Source organism: Actinomadura darangshiensis, assembly GCF_004349235.1.
GTDB lineage: Bacteria > Actinomycetota > Actinomycetes > Streptosporangiales > Streptosporangiaceae > Spirillospora > Spirillospora darangshiensis.
In genome coordinates, this window is sequence record NZ_SMKY01000174.1 from 1 (window position 1) to 19,126 (window position 19,126).

16 protein-coding genes and 1 pseudogene are annotated in these 19,126 nt (G+C 73.3%); 8 read left to right on the plus strand and 9 right to left on the minus strand.

The window, feature by feature from the left end:
- Positions 1-118, plus strand: a pseudogene (locus tag E1293_RS50800) (IS30 family transposase); the annotation flags it as partial.
- A gap of 35 nt (positions 119-153) precedes the next feature.
- Here the strand turns inward: E1293_RS50800 and E1293_RS30060 are convergent.
- The 3 genes from E1293_RS30060 to E1293_RS30070 all read right to left on the minus strand — a co-directional run bounded on the left by E1293_RS30060 (position 154) and on the right by E1293_RS30070 (position 4,366).
- On the minus strand, positions 154-1,149 hold the full coding sequence (locus tag E1293_RS30060; protein ID WP_132200862.1) for a zinc-dependent alcohol dehydrogenase family protein: 996 nt from the start codon (positions 1,147-1,149) through the stop codon (positions 154-156).
- Between the two features lie 4 nt (positions 1,150-1,153).
- Positions 1,154-3,478, minus strand: coding sequence for an ATP-binding SpoIIE family protein phosphatase (locus tag E1293_RS30065; protein WP_132200863.1), 2,325 nt, complete (start codon positions 3,476-3,478; stop codon positions 1,154-1,156).
- Positions 3,479-3,664: 186 nt separating this feature from the next.
- A complete protein-coding gene (locus E1293_RS30070; protein WP_132200864.1) occupies positions 3,665-4,366 on the minus strand; it encodes an iron-dependent transcriptional repressor DtxR in 702 nt (233 codons plus the stop codon).
- Positions 4,367-4,465: 99 nt separating this feature from the next.
- Here E1293_RS30070 and E1293_RS30075 point away from each other — a divergent pair, with 99 nt between their 5' ends.
- Complete coding sequence (locus tag E1293_RS30075) at positions 4,466-4,633, plus strand: uracil-DNA glycosylase family protein (protein ID WP_207939173.1); 168 nt, start codon at positions 4,466-4,468, stop codon at positions 4,631-4,633.
- Here E1293_RS30075 and E1293_RS30080 read toward each other — a convergent pair.
- Together E1293_RS30080 and pdxH are read right to left on the minus strand one after the other, a co-directional pair.
- On the minus strand, positions 4,619-5,977 hold the full coding sequence (locus tag E1293_RS30080) for an MFS transporter (RefSeq protein ID WP_132200865.1): 1,359 nt from the start codon (positions 5,975-5,977) through the stop codon (positions 4,619-4,621). The two genes, E1293_RS30075 and E1293_RS30080, sit on opposite strands and share 15 nt — an antisense overlap.
- Positions 5,974-6,666, minus strand: coding sequence for a pyridoxamine 5'-phosphate oxidase (pdxH, locus tag E1293_RS30085; protein WP_132200866.1), 693 nt, complete (start codon positions 6,664-6,666; stop codon positions 5,974-5,976). The genes E1293_RS30080 and pdxH overlap by 4 nt, the downstream gene beginning before the upstream one ends.
- A gap of 125 nt (positions 6,667-6,791) precedes the next feature.
- On the opposite strand from pdxH, the gene E1293_RS30090 reads away from it, so the two are divergent.
- Positions 6,792-7,895 carry a citrate synthase 2 gene (locus E1293_RS30090; RefSeq protein WP_132200867.1) on the plus strand — a complete coding sequence of 368 codons (1,104 nt, stop codon included), beginning with the start codon at positions 6,792-6,794 and terminating at the stop codon, positions 7,893-7,895.
- A gap of 67 nt (positions 7,896-7,962) precedes the next feature.
- On the opposite strand, the gene E1293_RS30095 is transcribed toward E1293_RS30090, so the two are convergent.
- Positions 7,963-10,848, minus strand: coding sequence for an ABC transporter substrate-binding protein (locus tag E1293_RS30095; protein ID WP_132200868.1), 2,886 nt, complete (start codon positions 10,846-10,848; stop codon positions 7,963-7,965).
- A 204-nt stretch (positions 10,849-11,052) separates the two neighbouring features.
- Here E1293_RS30095 and E1293_RS30100 point away from each other — a divergent pair, with 204 nt between their 5' ends.
- Positions 11,053-11,406, plus strand: coding sequence for a hypothetical protein (locus E1293_RS30100; RefSeq protein ID WP_132200869.1), 354 nt, complete (start codon positions 11,053-11,055; stop codon positions 11,404-11,406).
- Positions 11,407-11,450: 44 nt separating this feature from the next.
- The gene (serC, locus tag E1293_RS30105; RefSeq protein WP_132200870.1) at positions 11,451-12,587 is read left to right on the plus strand and encodes a phosphoserine transaminase; all 1,137 of its coding nucleotides are present in this window, start codon (positions 11,451-11,453) and stop codon (positions 12,585-12,587) included.
- Positions 12,588-12,635: 48 nt separating this feature from the next.
- Here serC and E1293_RS30110 read toward each other — a convergent pair whose 3' ends face one another.
- Positions 12,636-13,553 (minus strand): class II glutamine amidotransferase, encoded by a 918-nt coding sequence (locus E1293_RS30110; RefSeq protein WP_132200871.1) that lies wholly within the window; start codon positions 13,551-13,553, stop codon positions 12,636-12,638.
- Positions 13,554-13,569: 16 nt separating this feature from the next.
- Here E1293_RS30110 and E1293_RS47795 point away from each other — a divergent pair, with 16 nt between their 5' ends.
- The 3 genes from E1293_RS47795 (at position 13,570) to E1293_RS30120 (ending at position 17,014) form a co-directional block, all read left to right on the plus strand.
- Complete coding sequence (locus E1293_RS47795) at positions 13,570-13,722, plus strand: hypothetical protein (protein ID WP_165978454.1); 153 nt, start codon at positions 13,570-13,572, stop codon at positions 13,720-13,722.
- Positions 13,723-13,787: 65 nt separating this feature from the next.
- Positions 13,788-14,801: a hypothetical protein gene (locus tag E1293_RS30115; RefSeq protein WP_132200872.1), complete on the plus strand. Its 1,014-nt coding sequence runs from the start codon at positions 13,788-13,790 to the stop codon at positions 14,799-14,801.
- Positions 14,802-14,920: 119 nt separating this feature from the next.
- Positions 14,921-17,014 carry a hypothetical protein gene (locus tag E1293_RS30120; RefSeq protein WP_243716770.1) on the plus strand — a complete coding sequence of 698 codons (2,094 nt, stop codon included), beginning with the start codon at positions 14,921-14,923 and terminating at the stop codon, positions 17,012-17,014.
- On the opposite strand, the gene thpR is transcribed toward E1293_RS30120, so the two are convergent.
- Positions 16,951-17,574, minus strand: a complete 624-nt coding sequence (thpR, locus tag E1293_RS30125; protein WP_132200874.1) for an RNA 2',3'-cyclic phosphodiesterase — start codon at positions 17,572-17,574, stop codon at positions 16,951-16,953. The two genes, E1293_RS30120 and thpR, sit on opposite strands and share 64 nt — an antisense overlap.
- An 80-nt stretch (positions 17,575-17,654) precedes the next feature.
- The gene (locus E1293_RS30130; protein ID WP_132200875.1) at positions 17,655-18,908 is read right to left on the minus strand and encodes an MFS transporter; all 1,254 of its coding nucleotides are present in this window, start codon (positions 18,906-18,908) and stop codon (positions 17,655-17,657) included.
- Positions 18,909-19,126: the final 218 nt, after the last annotated feature.

Consider the following 19,126-nt stretch of genomic DNA (forward strand, 5'->3'; position numbering starts at 1 on the left):
CACCCAAGCAGACCTCGACGAGGTCGCCCGCCAACTCAACCAACGCCCCCGCCACACCCTGGGCTGGAAAACCCCAGCCCAGGCACTCAACGAGTTCCTCGTTGCAACAACCGCTTGACACCGCCGCGTCTCATAAGGGCAACACGCCGCAAGTCAACGGAGCAGGACGGCGGCGCCGGTGAAGCGGTCGGCGGCCAGGTCTGTCAGGGCTCGGTCTGCGTCTTCTAGGGCGTAGGGGTGGGTTGTTACGGCCAGGTTCAGGCGGGCGGCCAGGGTCAGGAACTCTTCGCCGTCCGCCCTCGTGTTCGCCGTTACCGAGCGGACCTCGCGCTCCTGGAACAGGTGGCGCTGGTAGTCCAGGGACGGGACGTCGCTCAGGTGGATTCCCGCGACCGCGCACGTCCCGCCGCGGTCGAGCCGCTCCAGTGCGGCGCCCACCAGTTCCCCCGCCGGCGCGAAGATGATCGCCGAGTCAAGAGGGGCGGGACCGGTGTCGAACGAGTCGCCCGCCCAGGACGCGCCGAGGTCGCGGGCCAGCTCGCGGGCCGCCGGGCTGCGGGTGAACACGTGCACGTCGGCGCCCTCGGCGACCGCGATCTGCGCGGCCAGGTGCGCGGAGCCACCGAACCCCCAGATGCCGAGCCGTCCGCCCGGCGGCAGGGACGAGCGGCGCAGCGCCCGGTAGCCGATGATGCCCGCGCACAGCAGCGGGGCGGCGCGCACGTCGTCCAGCTCGGCGGGCAGCGCGTAGGTGTAGGCGTCGACGGCCAGCGCGTACTCGGCGTAGCCGCCGTGCGCGTCCCAGCCCGTGTAGACCGAGGACGGGCACAGGTTCTCGGCGCCCCGGCGGCAGAAGCGGCACGCGCCGCACGTCCCGCGCAGCCACGCCACGCCGACGCGGTCGCCGGGCCCGTGCAGGCAGCCGGTGCCGGCGGCGGCGACCTCGCCGACGATCTCGTGGCCGGGCGTCACCCCCGGCAGGTGGACGGGCAGGTCGCCCTCGGCGACGTGCAGGTCGGTCCGGCAGACGCCGCAGGCGAGCACGCGCACCAGCAGCTCACCGGGACCGGGCGACGGCGTCTCCCGGTCGGCGCGCCGCAGCGGGCCCGAAGCGATCGGGGACGGCTTCTCCACCACCCACGCGCGCATCGGCTCAGGACGGCGTCAGCGGCAGCTCGAACCAGACGGCCTTGCCGTCCGGCGTCGGCCGGGCGCCCCACCGGGTGGCGAGCTGGTCGACGAGGTACAGGCCGCGGCCGCCCTCGTCGGTCTCGCCCGCGCTGCGGATGCGCGGCAGCCGCATGTCGGAGTCGAACACCTCGACCCAGATCGCGTCGCCGCCGCGGCGCAGCCGGAGCCGGAACTCCTTGGTCGGCGGCTCGCGGCGGCCGAGATCGGCGCCGAGGTTCCAGTCGTCCTCGTCGAAGGTGCCGCCGTCGAAGGCGTCCAGCCCGGTGCCGAACTCGGTGTTGAACTGGACGGGCGGCGGCGCGCTCAGCGGTTCGCCGCCGCGGCCGGGCGGCCCGGCGGGCACCGGGACGACCATCTCGCGGCGCGGCTGGGGCGTGGCGGTGGCGTGCAGGACGACGTTGGTGACGACCTCGGACACCAGCAGGCACGCGAGCTCGGCCTGCTCGTCGAGCATCCCCCAGGTCGCGAACGCGTCCGCGGCCATCCGGCGCGCCTCCGACACCATGATCGGCTCGGCGGTGAAGGTGCGCTCCTCGACGGCCAGTTCCTCGCCGGCGGTGCGGATCACCACGATGGCGACGTCGTCGTCGATGTCGCCGGGCACCGCGTCGTAGGCGGCGTTGGCGATCGCCTCGACGCCGCCGCGCGCGACCTTGGCGACGGCGCCGCGGACCAGCTCCCGCGACTCCTCGCGGGTGTAGTAGTCGCCGTCGTCGCGCTGCCGCCGGTCGATGAGGCCGTCGGTGTACAGGACGAGGGTGGCGCCCGGCTTCAGCTCGGTCGTCTCCTCGTTGAAGAGGATCTCGCCGCCCATGCCGGGAGCGCGCAGGCCGAGCATGCCGCCCTCGCTCTCGAACGCCAGCTCGCCGACCTCGCCGTCGACGATCAGCAGCGGCGGGTCGTGCCCGGCGTTGGCGAACTCCAGCACCCGCGACCACGCGTCGTACACGAAGTAGGTGCAGGACACGAGCGGCGGGCGGACGAGGTCGTCGCTGTTCCAGCCGGACCGCATCCGCTCGGGGCGCGTCATCGTGCGGACCCACTCGTCCAGCTTGCGCAGGATGTCGGCGGGCGGCTTGTCGTCCTGGGCGAAGGCGCGCAGCGCGGCGCGGAGCTGGCCCATCACGGCGGCGGCGCGGGCGCCGCGGCCCTCGACGTCGCCGATGACGAGGCCGACGCGCCCGGCCGACAGCGGGATGACGTCGTACCAGTCGCCGCCGACCTGCGTCTGGATGCCGTGCCCGTGCGACTCCAGCGGCCGGGCCGGCTCGTACCGCCAGGCGACCTGCAGGCCGTCCAGCGGGGGCGGCCGGTCGCCGGGCAGCAGGTGCTTCTGGAAGGCGAGCGCGGTGTCGCGCTCCTCCTCGAACAGCAGCGCGTTGTCGACGGCGAGCGCGACCCGGCTGGCGATCGCGCCGAGCAGGTCGCGGTCGAAGCCGTCGTAGTGCGGGTCGGGCCGCTTGGACAGGTTCGACAGCGCCAGGCTCATCACGCCGAGCATCTCGCCGCGCACCAGCAGCGGCGCGGAGATCACCGAGGTGATGCCCATCTCGCTGCCGAGCCGCTGGGACGACTCCGACGGCGCGGTGAACCGGTGCTGGATCATGTCCTCGACGAGGACGGCGTCGCGGCGGTCCATCGCCTTGGCGCTGAAGTGGCCGGGCGGGTAGGAGACGGGCTCGCCGACCTCGGCCCAGGTGCCGGGCGGCGGCTCCCAGTCGCCGGCGTGCCGCGACACCCGCCGGAAGAGGCGGTCGCCGCTGTACAGGTCGATGAAGCAGTGGTCGGCGAACTGCGGGACGAGGGTGTCGGCGACGCGGCGGAGGGTGCTCTCCAGCTCCAGCGACCCGGCGAGCCGCTCGCCGATCCGCTCCATCAGGCCGTAGCGGTCCTGCTCGCGCTGGTTGGAGCGGAGCGCCTCGCGCGCGAAGATCACGGTGCCGTCGACCGCGCCGGACGGATGCCGCAGGGGGACGGCGTGCGCGCGGGTGTACACGGTGGTGCCGTCGGCGCGCAGGTTGCAGAACGTCCCCTCCCAGACGCCGCCCTTGAGGACGTGCCTGGCCAGCTCGGTGGCCTGCTCGTGGTCCTCCTCGGCGATGCCCAGCGACAGGATGGAGTGCCCGATGATCTCGTCGCCGCCGAAGCCGAACAGCTGGCGGGCGAAGGCGTTGCCGTAGATGACGTTGCTGAAGCGGTCGCAGACGATGACCGCCATCTCCATCTGGTTCAGGACGGTCTCGGGCGGCAGATGCGCCTCGTCAGGCGCTTCCCCCCAGTGGTTCATCTCCCCATCCCGATACCAGTCGCGATCCTCGCCCCGATGATCACCGCGCGTCGCGGCCCGGACGTCCTACGTGTTTGCCTCGTCGTATTGAACGACGAACTCGCCGCCGGGATACGCCCGAACGGCGCGAAGGCGTGGAGATCTTCGGTATAGACCGCGAATCCGGGTGCGCATCCAACGACCGTGTCAGCGTCTGCTGACGAACACGTGCTCCGCGATATCGCGCGGCAGCTCGGTCGCGGGACTGTCGTCCTCGTCGTCACTGATCACCCGTACCCCGTCCTCGGTCGCCCGGAGAATCACCTCTCGTCCCGGTTGTATCCCTATCTGCTTGAGTCTAAGCATCAGGTCGCTGTCGCTCTGCACCTGCTCGCTGATCCGCCGGATCACCGCGCCGGCGCCCCCCGGGCTGGCGACCGCGGTCATCACCGACAGCGGCGCGCCCGCGGCGTCGTCGCCGTGTCCGCCCAGCTCATCGAGGCCGGGGATCGGGTTGCCGTGCGGGCAGGTGGTCGGGTTGTCGAGCAGCGCGACCAGCCGGCGCTCGACGTCCTCCGACATCACGTGCTCCCAGCGGCACGCCTCGATGTGGACGTCCTCCCAGGGCAGTCCGATGACGTTGACCAGCAGGCATTCGGCGAGGCGGTGCTTGCGCATGACCCGGGTCGCGAGGCCGCGGCCGTTATCGGTCAGCTCCAGGTGCCGATCGCCCTCGACCCGCAGCAGCCCGTCGCGCTCCATCCGCGCGACCGTCTGGCTCACCGTCGGGCCGCTCTGGGAGAGCCGCTCGGCGATGCGCGCGCGAAGGGGAATGATCCCCTCCTCTTCGAGCTCGAACACCGTCCGGAGGTACATCTCCGTGGTATCGATCAGGCCGTGTGAGGTCACAGCTCCCTCCAGTCTTATGGTTCACGAGTCTACTTGCTCGGCCCCCACACCGCCGGGCCCTGCGAATATCCTCCCGAAGCCGGGTAAGGGCAACGCACCATGAACGCGAAAGCTTCCCAGGACGCGGAACCGTTCCTTCCCGGCGAGGCGGGCACGCGGCTGCTCGCGACGATCCACCCGTCCGCCGTCCTGCGCGGCGACGACCGCGAGGCGCTGTACCAGGGCTTCCTGGACGATCTGAAGGTCGCCGCCTCAGCCGTCCGCTGAGACCGCTTCGGCGGTGCGGGTGTCGTAGCGGAACAGGGCCGGGACGGCGAAGCCCACGACGATGACCAGCGCCGCGCAGGCGAGGCCGCCGCCCACCCAGGACGCGGTGGCCCCGGTGACGCTCGCGGTGGCGCCCGCCCGGACGTCCCCGAGCCGGGGCCCGCCCGCGACGACGACGGTGAAGACGCCCTGGAGGCGTCCGCGCAGCTTGTCCGGCGCGTACGTCTGGAGCATGGACTGGCGGAAGACCGACGACACCAGGTCGGCCGCACCGCCGACGCCGAGCAGCAGCACCGCGAGCCACAGCTGGCCGGCCAGCCCGGACGCCGCCACCGCCAGGCCCCACACCGCGATGGAGACGACGAGCGCGATCCCCTGCTTGTGGACCCGTCCGATCCAGCCGGACGACAGCCCGCCGAGGAACGCGCCGATGGCGATCGCGGCGAACAGGTACCCGACCGCGCCCTCGCCGCCGAACCGGGTCTCGGCCACCTCGGGGAACAGGGCGCGCGGCATGGCGACCCCCATCGCGATGATGTCCACGACGAACGACATCATCAGCACCGGCTGCCCGGCCAGGTAGCGGAGCCCGTCGAAGACCGACCGCAGGCCCGGCGAGCCGGTGATGTCGCCGAGCGGCGGGATCGAGGGGAGCCGCAGCGCCGCGTACAGGACGACGGTGAACAGCACGGCGTCGAGCGCGTACGCCGCCGCGTAGTGCCAGCGGGCGAGCAGCACGCCGGCGAACAGCGGGCCGGCCAGGCTGCCGAAGGTGCTCGCGGTGAAGTTGAGGGTGTTGGCGGCCGGCACCAGCGGCCGGTCGACCAGCCGGGGGATGATCGCGCTGCGGGTCGGCGACGACACCGCGAACCCGATCGCCTGGACCGCCACAACGCCCATGATCAGGGCGAGGTTGTCGAGGCCCAGCAGCGCCTGGACGAGCAGGAGCAGCGTCGCCACCCACATGACGCAGGACGAGACGAACAGCAGCCGGCGCCGGTCCATGTGGTCGGCGACCGCGCCGCCCCACAGGCCGAACACGATCAGTGGGACGAGGTTGACGAAGCCGAGCGCACCCACCCAGAACGACGACTTCGTCATGTCGTACACCTGGACGGGGACGGCCACGGCGGTGACCTGGAACCCGACGAACGACACGCCCTGCCCCAGCCAGAGCCGCCGGTAGGCGGGATGGGCGAGCGGCCGGGTGTCGATCGCCAGCCGCCGCAGCCTGCCGCGCCGGGTCGCCTTCCGGGGTTGCGCGGGCTCGTCCGGCTCGCCGCCGTCGTTCTCATCGGGGGTGTCAGGAGTGTCGGCGGGGGGTGGCTGCTGTTCCGGTGTCACGGAGACAGTCTCTCCACGACCCACCCCTCCGTGCCGCCCGGGGCTGCCCTGCCGTAGCGGATCCGATCATGGAGACGGTCGCGGCGGCCCTGCCAGAACTCGATCGACTCGGGGACGAGGCGGTAGCCGCCCCAGAAGTCCGGCAGCGGGACGGAGTCGCCCTCGGGCGCCCCCGGCGCCGGGTCGTCCGGCCAGCGCTCGGCCGCCTCGGCGTAGCGGCGCTCCAGGGCGTCCCGTCCGGGGATGACGCCCGACTGGTTCTCGCTCGCCCACGCCCCGAGCCGCGACCCGTACGGGCGCGTCCGGAAATAGGCGGCCGTCTCTTCGCGCGGCAGCTGGAGCACCGGCCCGGCGACGCGGACCTGCCGGTACATCGGATGCCAGGGGAACACGAGCGCCGCGCGCGGGTTCTCGGCGAGGTCGCGGCCCTTGTGGGACGTCAGGTTCGTGAAGAAGCGGAACCCCTGCGGCCCGTAGCCCTTCAACAGCACGGTCCGGGCGCTCGGGACGCCGTCGCCGGAGGCGGTGGCGAGCACCATCGCGTTCGGCTCGACGAGCCCGGCGGCGTGCACGTCGGCGAACCACGCCGCGAACAGCGCGAGCGGGTCGGCGGGGAGCGCCGACTCCGACAATTCGCCCGCCTCGTAGGATCTGCGGAGCCGTGCGGGATCGGGCGTTGGGGAATCCACAGCGTCCGAGCCTCTCACCCGGGGCCCTGTGCAACTCACCTGACCCTGGGTACTGGTCAGTAAGGCGGACAGGGTTCAATGGCACGGCACCGCCTTATCACTATGGGGACGAAAGGCAGGACGACATGTCCGACTTCAAACCCGGTCTCGAGGGGGTCGTTGCCTTCGAGACGGAGATCGCCGAACCGGACAAGGAGGGCGGCGCCCTTCGCTACCGGGGCGTCGACATCGAGGAGCTCGTCGGCCGCGTCTCCTTCGGCGAGGCCTGGGGCCTCCTCGTGGACGACAGCTTCACCCCGGGACTGGCCCCCGCCGCCCCGCACCTGCTGCCGGTCACCTCCGGTGACGTGCGAGTGGACGTGCAGAGCTCCCTCCCCACCCTCGCCACCGCGTACGGGATGAAGCCCCTGCTCGACATCTCCGACGAGGAGGCCCGCGCCGACCTCGCGCGAGTATCGGTGACGGCGCTGTCGTTCGTCGCGCAGTCCGCGCGCGGCGTCGGCGTCCCGATGGTCCCGCAGGAGCGGATCGACGAGGCGGGGACCATCACCGAGCGGTTCATGGTCCGCTGGCGCGGTGAGCCCGACCCGAAGCACGTCCGGGCCATCGACGCGTACTGGGTCTCCGCCGCCGAGCACGGCATGAACGCCTCCACCTTCACCGCCCGCGTCATCGCCTCCACCGGCGCGGACGTGGCGGCCAGCATCGCCGGCGCGATCGGCGCCATGTCGGGCCCGCTGCACGGCGGCGCCCCGGCCCGCGTCCTGCCGATGATCGAGAAGGTCGAGCAGCTCGGCGACGCCCGCAAGGTCGTCGCGAACATCCTCGACTCCGGGGACCGGCTGATGGGCTTCGGCCACCGCGTCTACCGCGCCGAGGACCCGCGCGCCCGCGTGCTGCGCCGCACCGCCAGGGAACTGGACGCGCCGCGCTTCGAGGCCGCCAAGGCCCTGGAGGACGCCGCGCTGGCCGAGCTGCGCGAGCGCCGCCCGGACCGCCCGATCGAGACGAACGTGGAGTTCTGGGCCGCGGTCATCCTCGACTTCGCCGACGTCCCGACCGCGATGATGCCCGCGATGTTCACCTGCGGCCGCACCGCCGGCTGGGCGGCGCACATCCTGGAGCAGAAGCGCACCGGGCGCCTCGTCCGGCCGAGCGCCAAGTACACCGGTCCCGGCACCCGGTCCATCGACGACGTCGCCGGCGCTGCGCAGGTCCTCAAGGGCTGACACCGAACGTCCCCCCAACCGACGCGCCTTGAGGCCCCCGGTCCGGACCGGGGGCCTTTGCCGTGCCCTACCGGCTCGGGGCGCCGGACGCCCGGCCCGCCGGCGGGCAGTCGGCCCTGCCCTGCCCGCGCGCGACGAGGCGGCCGCACACCTGCTTGACCTCGGTCGTGCCGTCCGGCTTGATCGTCGCGAGGATGACCGGGCGGTCGACGACCTGGTGGCCGGTGCTGCGGGAGCCGAACCGCAGCACGCCGCTGGCGCCGTTGCGCAGGACGTCGTGGCCGGGGTCGTCCAGCGCGGCGAACACCGAGGTCGCCGACGGCAGCGCCTTCTCCTGCCAGTACACCTTGCCCGCCACGGTCGCGATGAGGGTGGCGGCGTCGTAGCTGACCGCGGCGCGGGTGATGGACGGCCGCTGCCCGGACGCGTCGTCGTCGGTCATCTTCCGGACGGCCGGGTCGTAGTCGGAGTAGAACGTCTGCGGCGACTGGTCGCCGATCCAGCGCCACGTCCACGCCTCCCGCGCGGCCAGCGGCGTGAAGAACAGGTCGAAGGTGTTCTTGCGGCCCAGCTCGGCGGCGTTGTCGCTCACGTACTTGGCGATCTCGTCGTCGGCGAGGACCAGCGGGCGCTTCGGGCAGGACAGCTCCAGCACGTTGATGAACGAGCGGAACTCGTCCGACCGGCCCGCGTAGTAGAACATGTCGGGCTGGTCCTGGCACGCCTCCCGCACCGACCTGTTCAGCTCGCCCGGATTCCGGTACGGGCGCATGAGCGTCTTGCCTGGCCGGAACGCCTTCTGGAAGTCGGTGGCCAGGTTCGCGCTGTAGAGGTCGTCGCGGTCGCCGGCGTAGATGACCATGGCGTCGTCCACCTTCTTGCCGCCGACGTCGCCGTGCCGCGCCCAGTACGCGGCGTGCGCGGCGGTCCGCATGTTCGGCGACGCGAGCCGGAAGTAGTACGGCGAGTAGCCGGCGCCGCCGTCGAGCAGGGCCATGTCGTCGTAGCTGTTGGCGGTGCCCACCAGGGGCAGCGCCGACTTCGCCAGCAGCTTGATCGCCGCCTGGGTCTGCTTGCGGCTCTGCTCGAACCCGGTCACCGCGACGATGGAGCGGTCCTTCAGCGCCAGGTCGTGGATCTGCTGCGCGACCGGCTCGGCGTAGCGGAACCTGGCGCCCGCGTTGGCGATCAGCACCCGCAGCCGCAGGTCGTCGCCCTCGGCCGCGTCGTTGAACCGCTGCTGCGCGATCGCCAGCCCGATCAGCTCGCCCTGGACGCCCGCGAGCAGGTCGATCCGCTTGTTCTTGATCGACGGGTCGGCGGTCACCGGGCCGAGGTAGACGACCGTCGTGAACGGCTTCCCGGACTCCTTGACGTGGTCGTTCTGCCCCTCGATCGCGTCCAGGACCTTGTTCAGCCGGTTGTCGTTGTTCTTGCCGCCGGAGTCCTCGCCGAAGCGGAACGACCCGTCGGTGATGCCGACGCACTCCCCGCCCGCCATCCGCCGGATGCCGAACGGCGAGCAGTACCGCATCACCTGCACGGAGATGACCGAGACGGACGCGGCGGCGACCGCGACCATCGCGATCCACGGCAGCGCCGGATGGGTGAGCCGGGGGCGGCGCCGCACCGACCGGACCGGCGGCAGGTCGCCGCCCGGGTCGCGGGTGATGTCGACGCGCAGCTCCCGGCGCGACCCGAGGACGCCGACGCGGCGCTGCTCGCGGGCGTAGCGGTCCCACAGGCCGCGCGCCGCGATGACGCTCTGCGGCTCGCTCGACGACAGGTCCACCCGGACGGCCTGGGCGAGCCGGTCGACCAGCCGCGGCCCGGCGGGCGCGGCCGGGTCGTCCTCGGCGGGCGCGGTCGGGTCGACGCCGGCCACGATGATCAGCGGGTCGAAGCCGGGCAGCCGGCCGGTCGCCTGGCTGTCGGCGCGGGCCCGCTCGACCAGCTCCACGAACGCGACCCCGGGATGCCCCGCGGACAGGTGCTCGAAGATCACCACCGGGTAGCGGACGCGCGCCCACGCGGCCCGCCGGTAGTCGCGCCGGTAGTTGCGCCGCAGGTCCTCCAGGAACGCGGCGACGAGCAGCCGGTCGAGCTGCTCGCCGTGGTCGTCCGGCTCGACGGGACGCGGGTCGAACACGCCGAGCGCGAAGCCGAGGAACCCGGTGGAGTCGCGGTCGACGTAGGGCTGCTCCAGGAACCAGGCGAACCTGCGCACCCCGTACCAGCCGCGCGTCCGGGCGACGATCTGCACGGCCACGAACCCGAGCCCGATGACGGCCGCGAACACCGCGGACGCCAGGTCGAGCGCCGCCGCCGTCCCGGCGCTGATCAGCGCGACGACCGCGATCCCGATCGGGGCGATCTGCTCCAGGAACGACAGGAACGTGGCGGGCCGGCTGCGCACCTCCTCCAGGTCGCGCAGGACGTCGCGGCCGCGCCGCCGGATCACCCGGTTCAGCTCGCGGCGCCGCGCGTTCTCGTTGTCGCCGACCGGCGGATGCGTCAGCCGCCGGACCAGCAGGTGGTTCTCCCGCTCGCTGGACGACGCGCCGCGCGGCGCCGGACGGTCCCCGGCGATCCGGATCTCCCGCAGGTCGCGCAGCCACAGCGCCATCTCCAGCAGCGGGAACCGCAGCGCCGGCTCGCCCCGGGCCCGGCTGGACGGCTGCGACAGCTCGCGCTTGGCCTCCCGCAGCACGCCCGCGACGTCGGTGGCGGGCGTCTCGGCGGCGATGTGCGACACCGGGGCCCGCTCGTCCTCGCACCGGGACTTCAGCAGATCGACCGCGTGGGAGGTGGCGCGGCCGGGCCCGAGCAGCAGGAGCAGCGGCCGCAGCCGCTCCCGCCACCGCCACGGCGGCCGCTCCCGCAGCCGCTCGAACAGGTCGAGCACCCCGCGCAGCCGATCCTCGCTCAGGATCCGGTCGCCGTCGCTCGCCATGGGTATTCGCCTCGCTCTCGCACTCGCCTCTGCTGGCCGCTCCCGACTCTCGCTCTCCCGCCCCTTTTGGTTGGACGCACCGAACTGTCGAAAGGATCGCCACTTCCGCTTTTGGGTGGCTGGGTGGGGGCTGTGGGACGGCGAAAGTTTCCGCTGATCATGGGGGCCGACACGAAACTCGGCCACTTTGCCATCATTGGCGCCATGAGTGAAGTCCCCGACGAGCCACTTGAAGGCGACATCGGCCCCGCCGCCCGTCCGGCGTCCGGCGGCGCACCGGCGGCTCCGGAGATCGACTCCGCGGAGGTCCTGCGGGAGGCCGAGGCCGAACGGGAGGCGCGCCGCCGCCGCACGAACGCCGTGTCGGGACGCATCGCCGTCCTGGTCGCCGCCCTGTTCCTGGCGTTCCTGACCTACGACTCCGCCAACACGGCGGTCGAGGCCCACTCCAAGGGCGACGACTGGCTCTACCCGCCCGCGACCATCGCCCTCGTTTGCGGAGCGGGCCTGATCGCGCTGCTGACCTGGGCGTGGCGCCGCCGCCGTCTCGGCATGTGAACCCCACCCGCGATCTTCGTCGCAGGTCAGATAGCCTTCTACGAGTGACCGAGAGCGCGAATCCAAGCATTGACATTCCGGCCGATCTCAAGCCCGCCGACGGGCGTTTCGGGTGCGGTCCGTCCAAGGTCCGGCCCGAGCAGCTCGCCGCCCTGGCCGAGTCCGGTCCGACGTACATGGGCACCTCGCACCGGCAGAAGCCGGTCAAGTCCCTCGTCGGCCGGGTCCGGGAGGGGCTGGCCCAGCTGTTCTCCCTGCCCGAGGGGTACGAGGTCCTGCTCAGCAACGGCGGCACCACCGCGTTCTGGGACACGGCGGCGTTCGGCCTCGTCCGGCAGCGGTCGCAGCACCTGACGTTCGGTGAGTTCTCCAGCAAGTTCGCCAAGGTCACCACTGGGGCGCCCTGGCTGGGGAACCCGACCGTCATCACCGGTCCGCCCGGCACGCACCCGGAGGCGTCCGCCGAGGAGGACGTCGACGTCTACGCGCTCACCCACAACGAGACCTCGACCGGCGTCGCGATGCCGATCAGGCGTCCGGCGGGGACGACCGCGCGCGAGGGGCTCGTCCTGGTGGACGCCACGTCCGGCGCCGGCGGCCTGCCCGTGGACGTGTCGGAGACCGACGTCTACTACTTCGCGCCGCAGAAGTGCTTCGCGGCGGACGGCGGCCTCTGGGTGGCGCTCGCGTCCCCGGCGGCGCTGGAGCGGATCGACGAGATCGCCATGTCCGACCGGTACGTCCCGGAGTTCTTCAACCTGAAGACGGTCGTGGACAACTCCGCCAAGGACCAGACCTACAACACCCCGGCCGTGGCCACGCTGCTGCTGCTCGCCGAGCAGATCGAGTGGATGAACGGCCAGGGCGGCCTGGAGTGGACGACGTCCCGCACGGCCGACTCGTCCCAGCGGCTCTACACGTGGGCCGAGAAGACCTCGTACACGACGCCGTTCGTGGTGGACCCGGCGCAGCGCTCGCAGGTCGTCGGGACGGTCGACTTCAACGACGACGTGGACGCCGCTGCCGTCGCCAAGACGCTGCGCGCCAACGGGATCGTGGACACCGAGCCGTACCGCAAGCTGGGCCGCAACCAGCTGCGCATCGGCATGTTCCCCGCGATCGCCCCCGACGACGTCGAGGCCCTGACCGCCTGCGTCGACTACGTGGTCGAGCGCCTCTAGCAGGCGACGAGAACCCTCGGGGGCGCCGCACCGCGCCCCCGAGGGGTCCTAGGCGACGGTCAGCAGGCCGCCGGTGCCGCCTTCGCGCTCCACGACGCGGTGGAGGAGGCCGGCGCGGTCGCGGTCGGCGTCGGCGGCGGTGAAGCCCGTCCAGACGCGCGGGTCCAGGTCGGTGTCGCGGGCGGTCGGCACGAAGTCGGCGGTCGTGAGCACGTCGGGCAGGTCGCGGCGGCCGGGGCGGCGCTCCATGCCGACCTTGAGGTAGGTGCCCTCGCGCAGCAGGACGACGGAGGCGAACCGCACGCGCGTGTGCCGTTCGACCTCCCGGAACCAGCGCGGGTTGGACGCCCAGTAGATGTTCTGGTCGGTGTCCACGGCCACGGTCAGCGGGCTGAGCGCGCCCCGGGCCAGGTGCACCTGGGTGGGGCGGGCGCGGTCGACCCACGCGAGCGCGACCCGTCCGACCACGGATTCGAGGACCCCGGTGATGTCGGACGTGGTCCGGCAGCCGGCGAGGAGCTGGAAGACCGGCTCGCTGTCGGTGGCGCCGGACGCGGGCGGCAGCGCGAACCGGGAGCGCAGGCCGGCGGCGTCGACGTCGCCGTTGTGCGTGGCCACGACGCCGGCCGAGGGCGTGCCCGGAAAGGCGGCGGTGCCGGGGACGACCATCGGGCTGGCGTTGTCCGCCTCGACCGGGGAACCCTGCGTCGCCCAGCGGGTGTGGCCGAGCGCGACGGGCGCCCGGTCCAGCTCCGGCAGGAACTCCGGCCGCCAGATGCCGGAGAAGCGCCCGCGGCCCTTCACCACCCGGCAGCCGCCGCCGGCCTCCGGTCCGGCCAGGCCGGGCCAGCCGCCGAGCAGCGCCAGGCCGGCCGAGTCCGTCCCGCGCTCCTCCGCGAGCGCACCCAGCGTGACGAAGACGTCCGACGCCCGGCCCGGGTCGTCGGCGAAGGGAGAGCGCAGCACCCCGAACAATCCGCACATGCCAGATGAGATGCAGATCATCGGCGAACGGTTCGCGCCGGGCGGCGGGCCGAATAAGCTCAGGGGCGTGAACCGCGCGCCCCAATGGCTGCTCCCCACCGTGCTGACCGCGCTCATCCTGGCCGTGGTCGTCGGTGCGCTGCTGAGCTGACCGGAGCGGGCCTGCCGGAGCGGGGCATATGATCGTCGGGGCGGCGGAACGGGGATGGTCGAGTCATGTCAGCACGCCGCGCCGCCGTCAGCGCGAGCACCGCGATCGCCGTGGCCGGCGTGTCGGCGGGCGTGTTCACCCCGGCCGCCTCCGCGGGCACGCACCGTGACGACCGGGTGGCCTTCACGATCAGAGACCCGCGGATCACCGAGTCCAGCGGGCTCGCGGCCAGCACCCGGCATCCGGGTGTCGTCTACACCCACAACGACTCCGGCGGCGTCCCCAAGATCTACGCCCTCGGCAAGGACGGGCAGGTCCAGGCCGTCCTGACGCTGGCCGGCGCCGGCGCCCGCGACTGGGAGGGGATGGCGCTCGGCAAGGACGGCCGGGGCCGTCCGTCGATCTTCGTGGCGGACATCGGCGACAACCTCGGCGGCGCTTGGCCCTACGTGACGGTGTACCGGATCCCGGAGCCGTCCCGGCTGCGGAGCCAGACGCTGCGCGCCACCCGGTTCCGGATCAAGTACAAGGACGGGCCGCGCAACGCCGAGACCTTCATGATCAACCCGCGCACGAACCGGCTCTACATCGCCAGCAAGCTGTTCGGCGGCAAGATCTACGAGGCGCCCGCGCACCTGCGGACCAGCGGGTTCAACGTGATGCGCAAGATCGGGGACGCGCCCGCCATCGCGACCGACGGCGCGTTCTCCCCCGACGGGCGCACCTGCGTCATCCGCACCTACTTCGGCGCCCGCCTGTACTCGGTGGACGCCGGCGGCCGCCCGGCCAAGACGATCAAGACGATCGACGTCCCCATGCAGTCGCAGGGCGAGTCGGTGACGTACACGGCCGACGGCAGGTCCCTGCTGGTGGGGTCGGAGGGGAAGAACCAGCCGGTCTACCAGGTTCCCCTACCGGAGGAGGCGCTGCCGTCGCCGTCCGCCGACCCGAAGAACGCGGGGGCGCCGGGCGATGCCGAGGACGGCCACCGCGACCCCAGCAACACCCGGATCGGGCTGTTCCTGGCCCTCGCCATCGCGGCGGCGGTCGGCTACGGGCTGATGCGGAAACGGCGGTGACGGCCGAGGCCGATGTGACGGCGGCGAACAGTCCTACCTGACCGGCACGATGGAAGTCGGTTTCGGAGGGCGACCGGATCGGGAAAGGGGGCGACGGTCTCGCGGTGACCCGTGTGAGGATGCGGACTGTGGAGCATGAGCTGGTGAGCCTCGCCGGTTCCGGGGGCCGGTGGCGCCCCGTGGCCGCGGGCCCGTTCACCGTCCTCGCGGCGGCGCTGGCGCTGCTGCCGATCCGGCCGGTGTGGCTGTGGGCGGCGCTGATCGGCGCGGTCGCCGCCGTCCCGTGGCTGCTGGGCGCGGTCCCCGAGGCGCGGCGCCGCCGCCCCCGGCCGTACTGGCGGCTGTCGGCGGCCGGTCTCGAGCGGATCGGGCCCGGCGGGCTGGTCATGGTGTCCTACGAGCGCTCCCGCATCGACGGCCTCGCCATCACCACCGGCGACGGCGTGCTGACCGTGTTCCACCGGTTCGGCCGCACCGCGGTCGGCGGCATGACGGCGATGGGCCTGGAGCCGCTCGCGGTGTTCGTGACGGCCCGGCGGCTCGGCGTCCCCATGCACGTCCTGGACGGCGAGGCGACCGACCTGCTCGACCCGGCGCTGGACGAGGCGCTCCGCATGTCCGGCCTGGAGGACGACATCCCGGGCGGCGGACCCCTGCCCCGCGACCACGTGGCGGAGAAGCGGCTCCTCGACCAGGAGGCCGCCCTGCTCGCGGCGGCGCACGAGCCGCCCGCCGGGGCCGACTCCCCCGACACGCGCGTCGAGCAGCGGCTCGACACGCCGGAGCCGCTCCCGAGCCGGCGCCGGATCGCGTTCCTCGGCGTCCTCACCGCCCTGCTCGGCGCCGCCATGATCATCCGGATCGCGCTGGACGGAACCGGCGAGTTCGGCGCCCGGCTCGCCGCGGGCTGCTGGGCGCTGGCCGCCGTCGGCGGCGTCCTCGCGGCGCGGCGCAGGCTGCTGCGGGCCGCGCAGGTCCGCTGGACGATCACGGCGGAGCGGCTGCTGGTGCGGGCCCGCCCCGGGCGGCGCCGCGAGACCCAGGACCTGCGCGCCGGGGACGTCGCGGCGGTCGTCGTCGGGCCCGGCCTGCGCCTGGACCCGGTGAGCGGCGAGCCGCGCCGCGCCGACCTGGCCGCGCTGGCGTTCGGGCACCGGCTGGAGCTCGTCGCCCGGCTGCCCGCGCACGGCCTGGACGGCTTCCAGCTCGCGCACGCCCTCGACGACCACGGCTACCGGGTGATCACGCCGGGGGCGCGGGCGCCGCGCCGCCCCGACTACGGGCTCGAAGGGCTGCCGGAGATCTTCGCGCAGGTGCCCGGCGGGCGGCTCGTCGTCGCCGACGACGGGCTCGGCTGGGCCGACGCGGCCGGCGACGTCGTGCTGAAGATGCCGCAGGACCGCATCGGCGGCATCGAGCTGCTGACCATCGCCGGGCACGCGTGGGTGCGGCTGTACGACTCCGACGGCGACGAGTTCTTCGCCGCGCCGCTGTCGGCGCTGCGCATCGCCCGCACCGACCTGCGCGACTCCGCCCGCCGCGCCGGGCTGCCGGTCAACGACGCCGAGTACGAGGCGTACCTGAGCGCCGCGTTCCATTCGGCCGTGTCCACGCTCGCCGCCGACCCGGAGCCGGCCGCGGCGGCGCTGCCCGCGGGGCCGGTGTCCCCGTCCGCCGCCGTCGACGAGCCCGAGTTCACGTTCACCGTCCCCGCTCCGCCGAACCCCGTGACGGCACCGGGCGCGCTGCTGGACGCGACCCGCCGCTCCCGCATCGGCACCTACGGGATGAGCGTCCTGCTGTGCGAGGCCGTGGCGCTGCTGGGCGCCGTCTGGCTCGGCCCCGACCTGGGCGGGTTCAACACGACGGCGTCCTGGTCGGTGCCGGCGGGCCTGCTGATCGGGCTCCTCGGCTACTGGCTGTACGACCGGAACCGGTCGCAGCTGCGCGTGACGTCCGCCGGCCTCGCCGTCGTCACCCGGCGCGGAAAGGTCGAATGGGACCTGGTCCGCGACCGCATCGGCGGCGTCGGCATCGACGAGGCGGCCGAGCGGATGCCCCGGCTGGTGGTGTGGGGCCCGTCCGGGCGGGTGCTGCGGCAGATCACGTTCCCGCCCGACCTGGACGAGCTGCGCCGCGCCTGCGAACGCTACGGCGTCCCCTGGGGGCCGCCCGACGCCGACCGTCCCGCCCCTCCGCCGCCGGAACTCTGACGCAGCGACCACGTCTTCAGCGGCTCGTACGTCACCTGGCCGTAGTCCTTGCCGGGCAGGTGGCTGCGCATCAGGTGGACGGACCCGGCCGTCCACGGCGCACCCGCGAACGACGACAGCGCCTCGATGAGCCACCGGACGTCCACCGGCCGCCGGGACCGCGCCAGCGTCATGTGCGGGCGGAACCCCTTGTGCTTGTCGGGCAGCGTCCCGACGCGGCGGCCCGCGGCCGTGGTGGACGCGGCCAGCCGCGCCAGGCGGCGGCGGTCGCCGTACAGGCCCGTCCACAGGACGCGGGCGTGCGCGCCGCTGCCGGGGAAGGCGCCCGCGCCGGCCAGCGACAGCGTCATCCGCTCATGCCGCTGGACGGCGCGTTCCAGCCTCGGGAGCAGCCGGTCGAGGGTGCGGTCGTCGACCTCGCCGAGGAACGTCAGCGTGACGTGCATCAGGTCGCGCCTGATCCAGCGCAGCCAGGGGCTCGCGTCGAGGTGCGGCCGGGTGGCCTCCTCCAGCCCGTTCAGCACGTCCGGCGGCGGGACGAGCGCCACGAAAAGCCTCATGAGGGCGTCCGGAGGGCCACCCCGCAAGCTTTTCAGCAGGTGGCGCCCTTGTCACGCGAATCGGGGTCACGCGAACCGGGTCAGGTGGCCCGGGAGGCGCGGCGGAGCCGGGCCAGGGCCGGGCGCACGGCCCCGCTCTCGTCCCGCGCCTGCCATAGCGCGAGCATCCCGACGACCGCGGCGGCGACGGCGGAGATCAGCCCGCCGAGGACCAGCGCCGCCCGCGCGCCGAAGTGCTCGGCCAGCCAGCCGATCGTGGGCGCGCCCAGCGGGTTCGTCCCGAGGAAGACCAGCATGTAGAGGGCCATCACCCGGCCGCGCATCTCGGGTGCGACGCCGATCTGGACGGTCGCGTTCGCCGCCGTCGTGATCGTCATCATCGCGATGCCGGTCGGGACCAGCAGCGCCAGGAACGACCAGTACGTCGGCATCAGCCCGGTGACGACCTCCAGCGTCCCGAACACCAGGCCCATCGCCACGAGCAGCCGCAGCCGGGGCCGCGCGACCCGGCGGGCGGCCAGCAGGGCGCCGCTGAGCGCGCCGACCGCGAGCATGCTGGACGCGAGGCCGAACGCGGACGCGTCGGTGTGGAAGACCTCCTTGGCGACCAGCGCGACCGTGGTGGTGAAGTTCATGCCGAACGTGGCGAGGAACCCGACGAGGACCAGGACGAGCATCAGGTCGCGGCGGCCGCGCACGTAGCGGAGCCCTTCGCGGAGCTGCCCCTTGGCGCGCTTGACCGGGGCGGAGTGGTGCAGCTCGTCCGCCCGCATCGCGTAGAGGACGAAGAGGACGGCGCCGAACGACGCGGCGTTCACCAGGAAGACCGGGCCGGTGCCGATGAGGGCGATCAGCACGCCGGCGACGGCCGGGCCGAGCAGCCGGGCGCCGTTGAAGGCGGCGCTGTTCAGCGCGATCGCGTTCGGCAGGTCGCGCCTGCCGACCATCTCGACGACGAACGCCTGCCGGGACGGGTTGTCCACGACGGTGGCGACGCCGAGCCCGAAGGCCAGCAGGTAGACGTGCCAGACCTGCGCCGAGCCGGTGATCGCGAGCAGGCCGAGGACGAGCGCGAGCACGCCCATCGACAGCTGGGTGAGCATCAGGACGCGGCGCTTGGGGTAGCGGTCGGCGATGATGCCGCCCCACAGGCCGAACAGGAGCATCGGCAGGAACTGCAGGCCGGTGGTGATGCCGAGCGCGGTGCCGCTGCCGTGGGCGAGGTCGAGGACGAGCCAGTCCTGCGCGACGCGCTGCATCCACGTGCCGGTGTTGGAGACGACCTGCCCGGTGGCGTACAGCCGGAAGTTGTGGTTGCGGAGGGAGCGGAACATGCCGCCGGTGCCCTCCGGCTCGTCGTCCGGGGTCTCGGCGCCGGACGGCTGCTGCTGCTCGGGGGCTTCGGAATCGGCCTTTTGGAACGTTCCGGACGGCGTCCGCGCCGGGCCTGGCCGAGGAGCTGCGCATCTCGATCGCGCGGCTGTCGCGCCGGCTGCGCACGCTGCGCCCGCACGCGGCGGCCGACGGCGGCCCGAGCCCGCTGTCGCTCACG

What these genes read in the sequence shown, in the direction of transcription:
- E1293_RS30060 (WP_132200862.1), bottom strand. Translation starts at nt 1,149, where the DNA reads ATGCGCGCGTGGGTGGTGGAGAAGCCGTCCCCGATCGCTTCGGGCCCG.
- E1293_RS30065 (WP_132200863.1), bottom strand. Translation starts at nt 3,478, where the DNA reads ATGAACCACTGGGGGGAAGCGCCTGACGAGGCGCATCTGCCGCCCGAG.
- E1293_RS30075 (WP_207939173.1), top strand. Translation starts at nt 4,466, where the DNA reads ATGAACGCGAAAGCTTCCCAGGACGCGGAACCGTTCCTTCCCGGCGAG.
- E1293_RS30090 (WP_132200867.1), top strand. Translation starts at nt 6,792, where the DNA reads ATGTCCGACTTCAAACCCGGTCTCGAGGGGGTCGTTGCCTTCGAGACG.
- E1293_RS30095 (WP_132200868.1), bottom strand. Translation starts at nt 10,848, where the DNA reads ATGGCGAGCGACGGCGACCGGATCCTGAGCGAGGATCGGCTGCGCGGG.
- E1293_RS30100 (WP_132200869.1), top strand. Translation starts at nt 11,053, where the DNA reads ATGAGTGAAGTCCCCGACGAGCCACTTGAAGGCGACATCGGCCCCGCC.
- E1293_RS47795 (WP_165978454.1), top strand. Translation starts at nt 13,570, where the DNA reads ATGCCAGATGAGATGCAGATCATCGGCGAACGGTTCGCGCCGGGCGGC.
- E1293_RS30115 (WP_132200872.1), top strand. Translation starts at nt 13,788, where the DNA reads ATGTCAGCACGCCGCGCCGCCGTCAGCGCGAGCACCGCGATCGCCGTG.
- E1293_RS30120 (WP_243716770.1), top strand. Translation starts at nt 14,921, where the DNA reads ATGCGGACTGTGGAGCATGAGCTGGTGAGCCTCGCCGGTTCCGGGGGC.
- thpR (WP_132200874.1), bottom strand. Translation starts at nt 17,574, where the DNA reads ATGAGGCTTTTCGTGGCGCTCGTCCCGCCGCCGGACGTGCTGAACGGG.
- E1293_RS30130 (WP_132200875.1), bottom strand. Translation starts at nt 18,908, where the DNA reads ATGTTCCGCTCCCTCCGCAACCACAACTTCCGGCTGTACGCCACCGGG.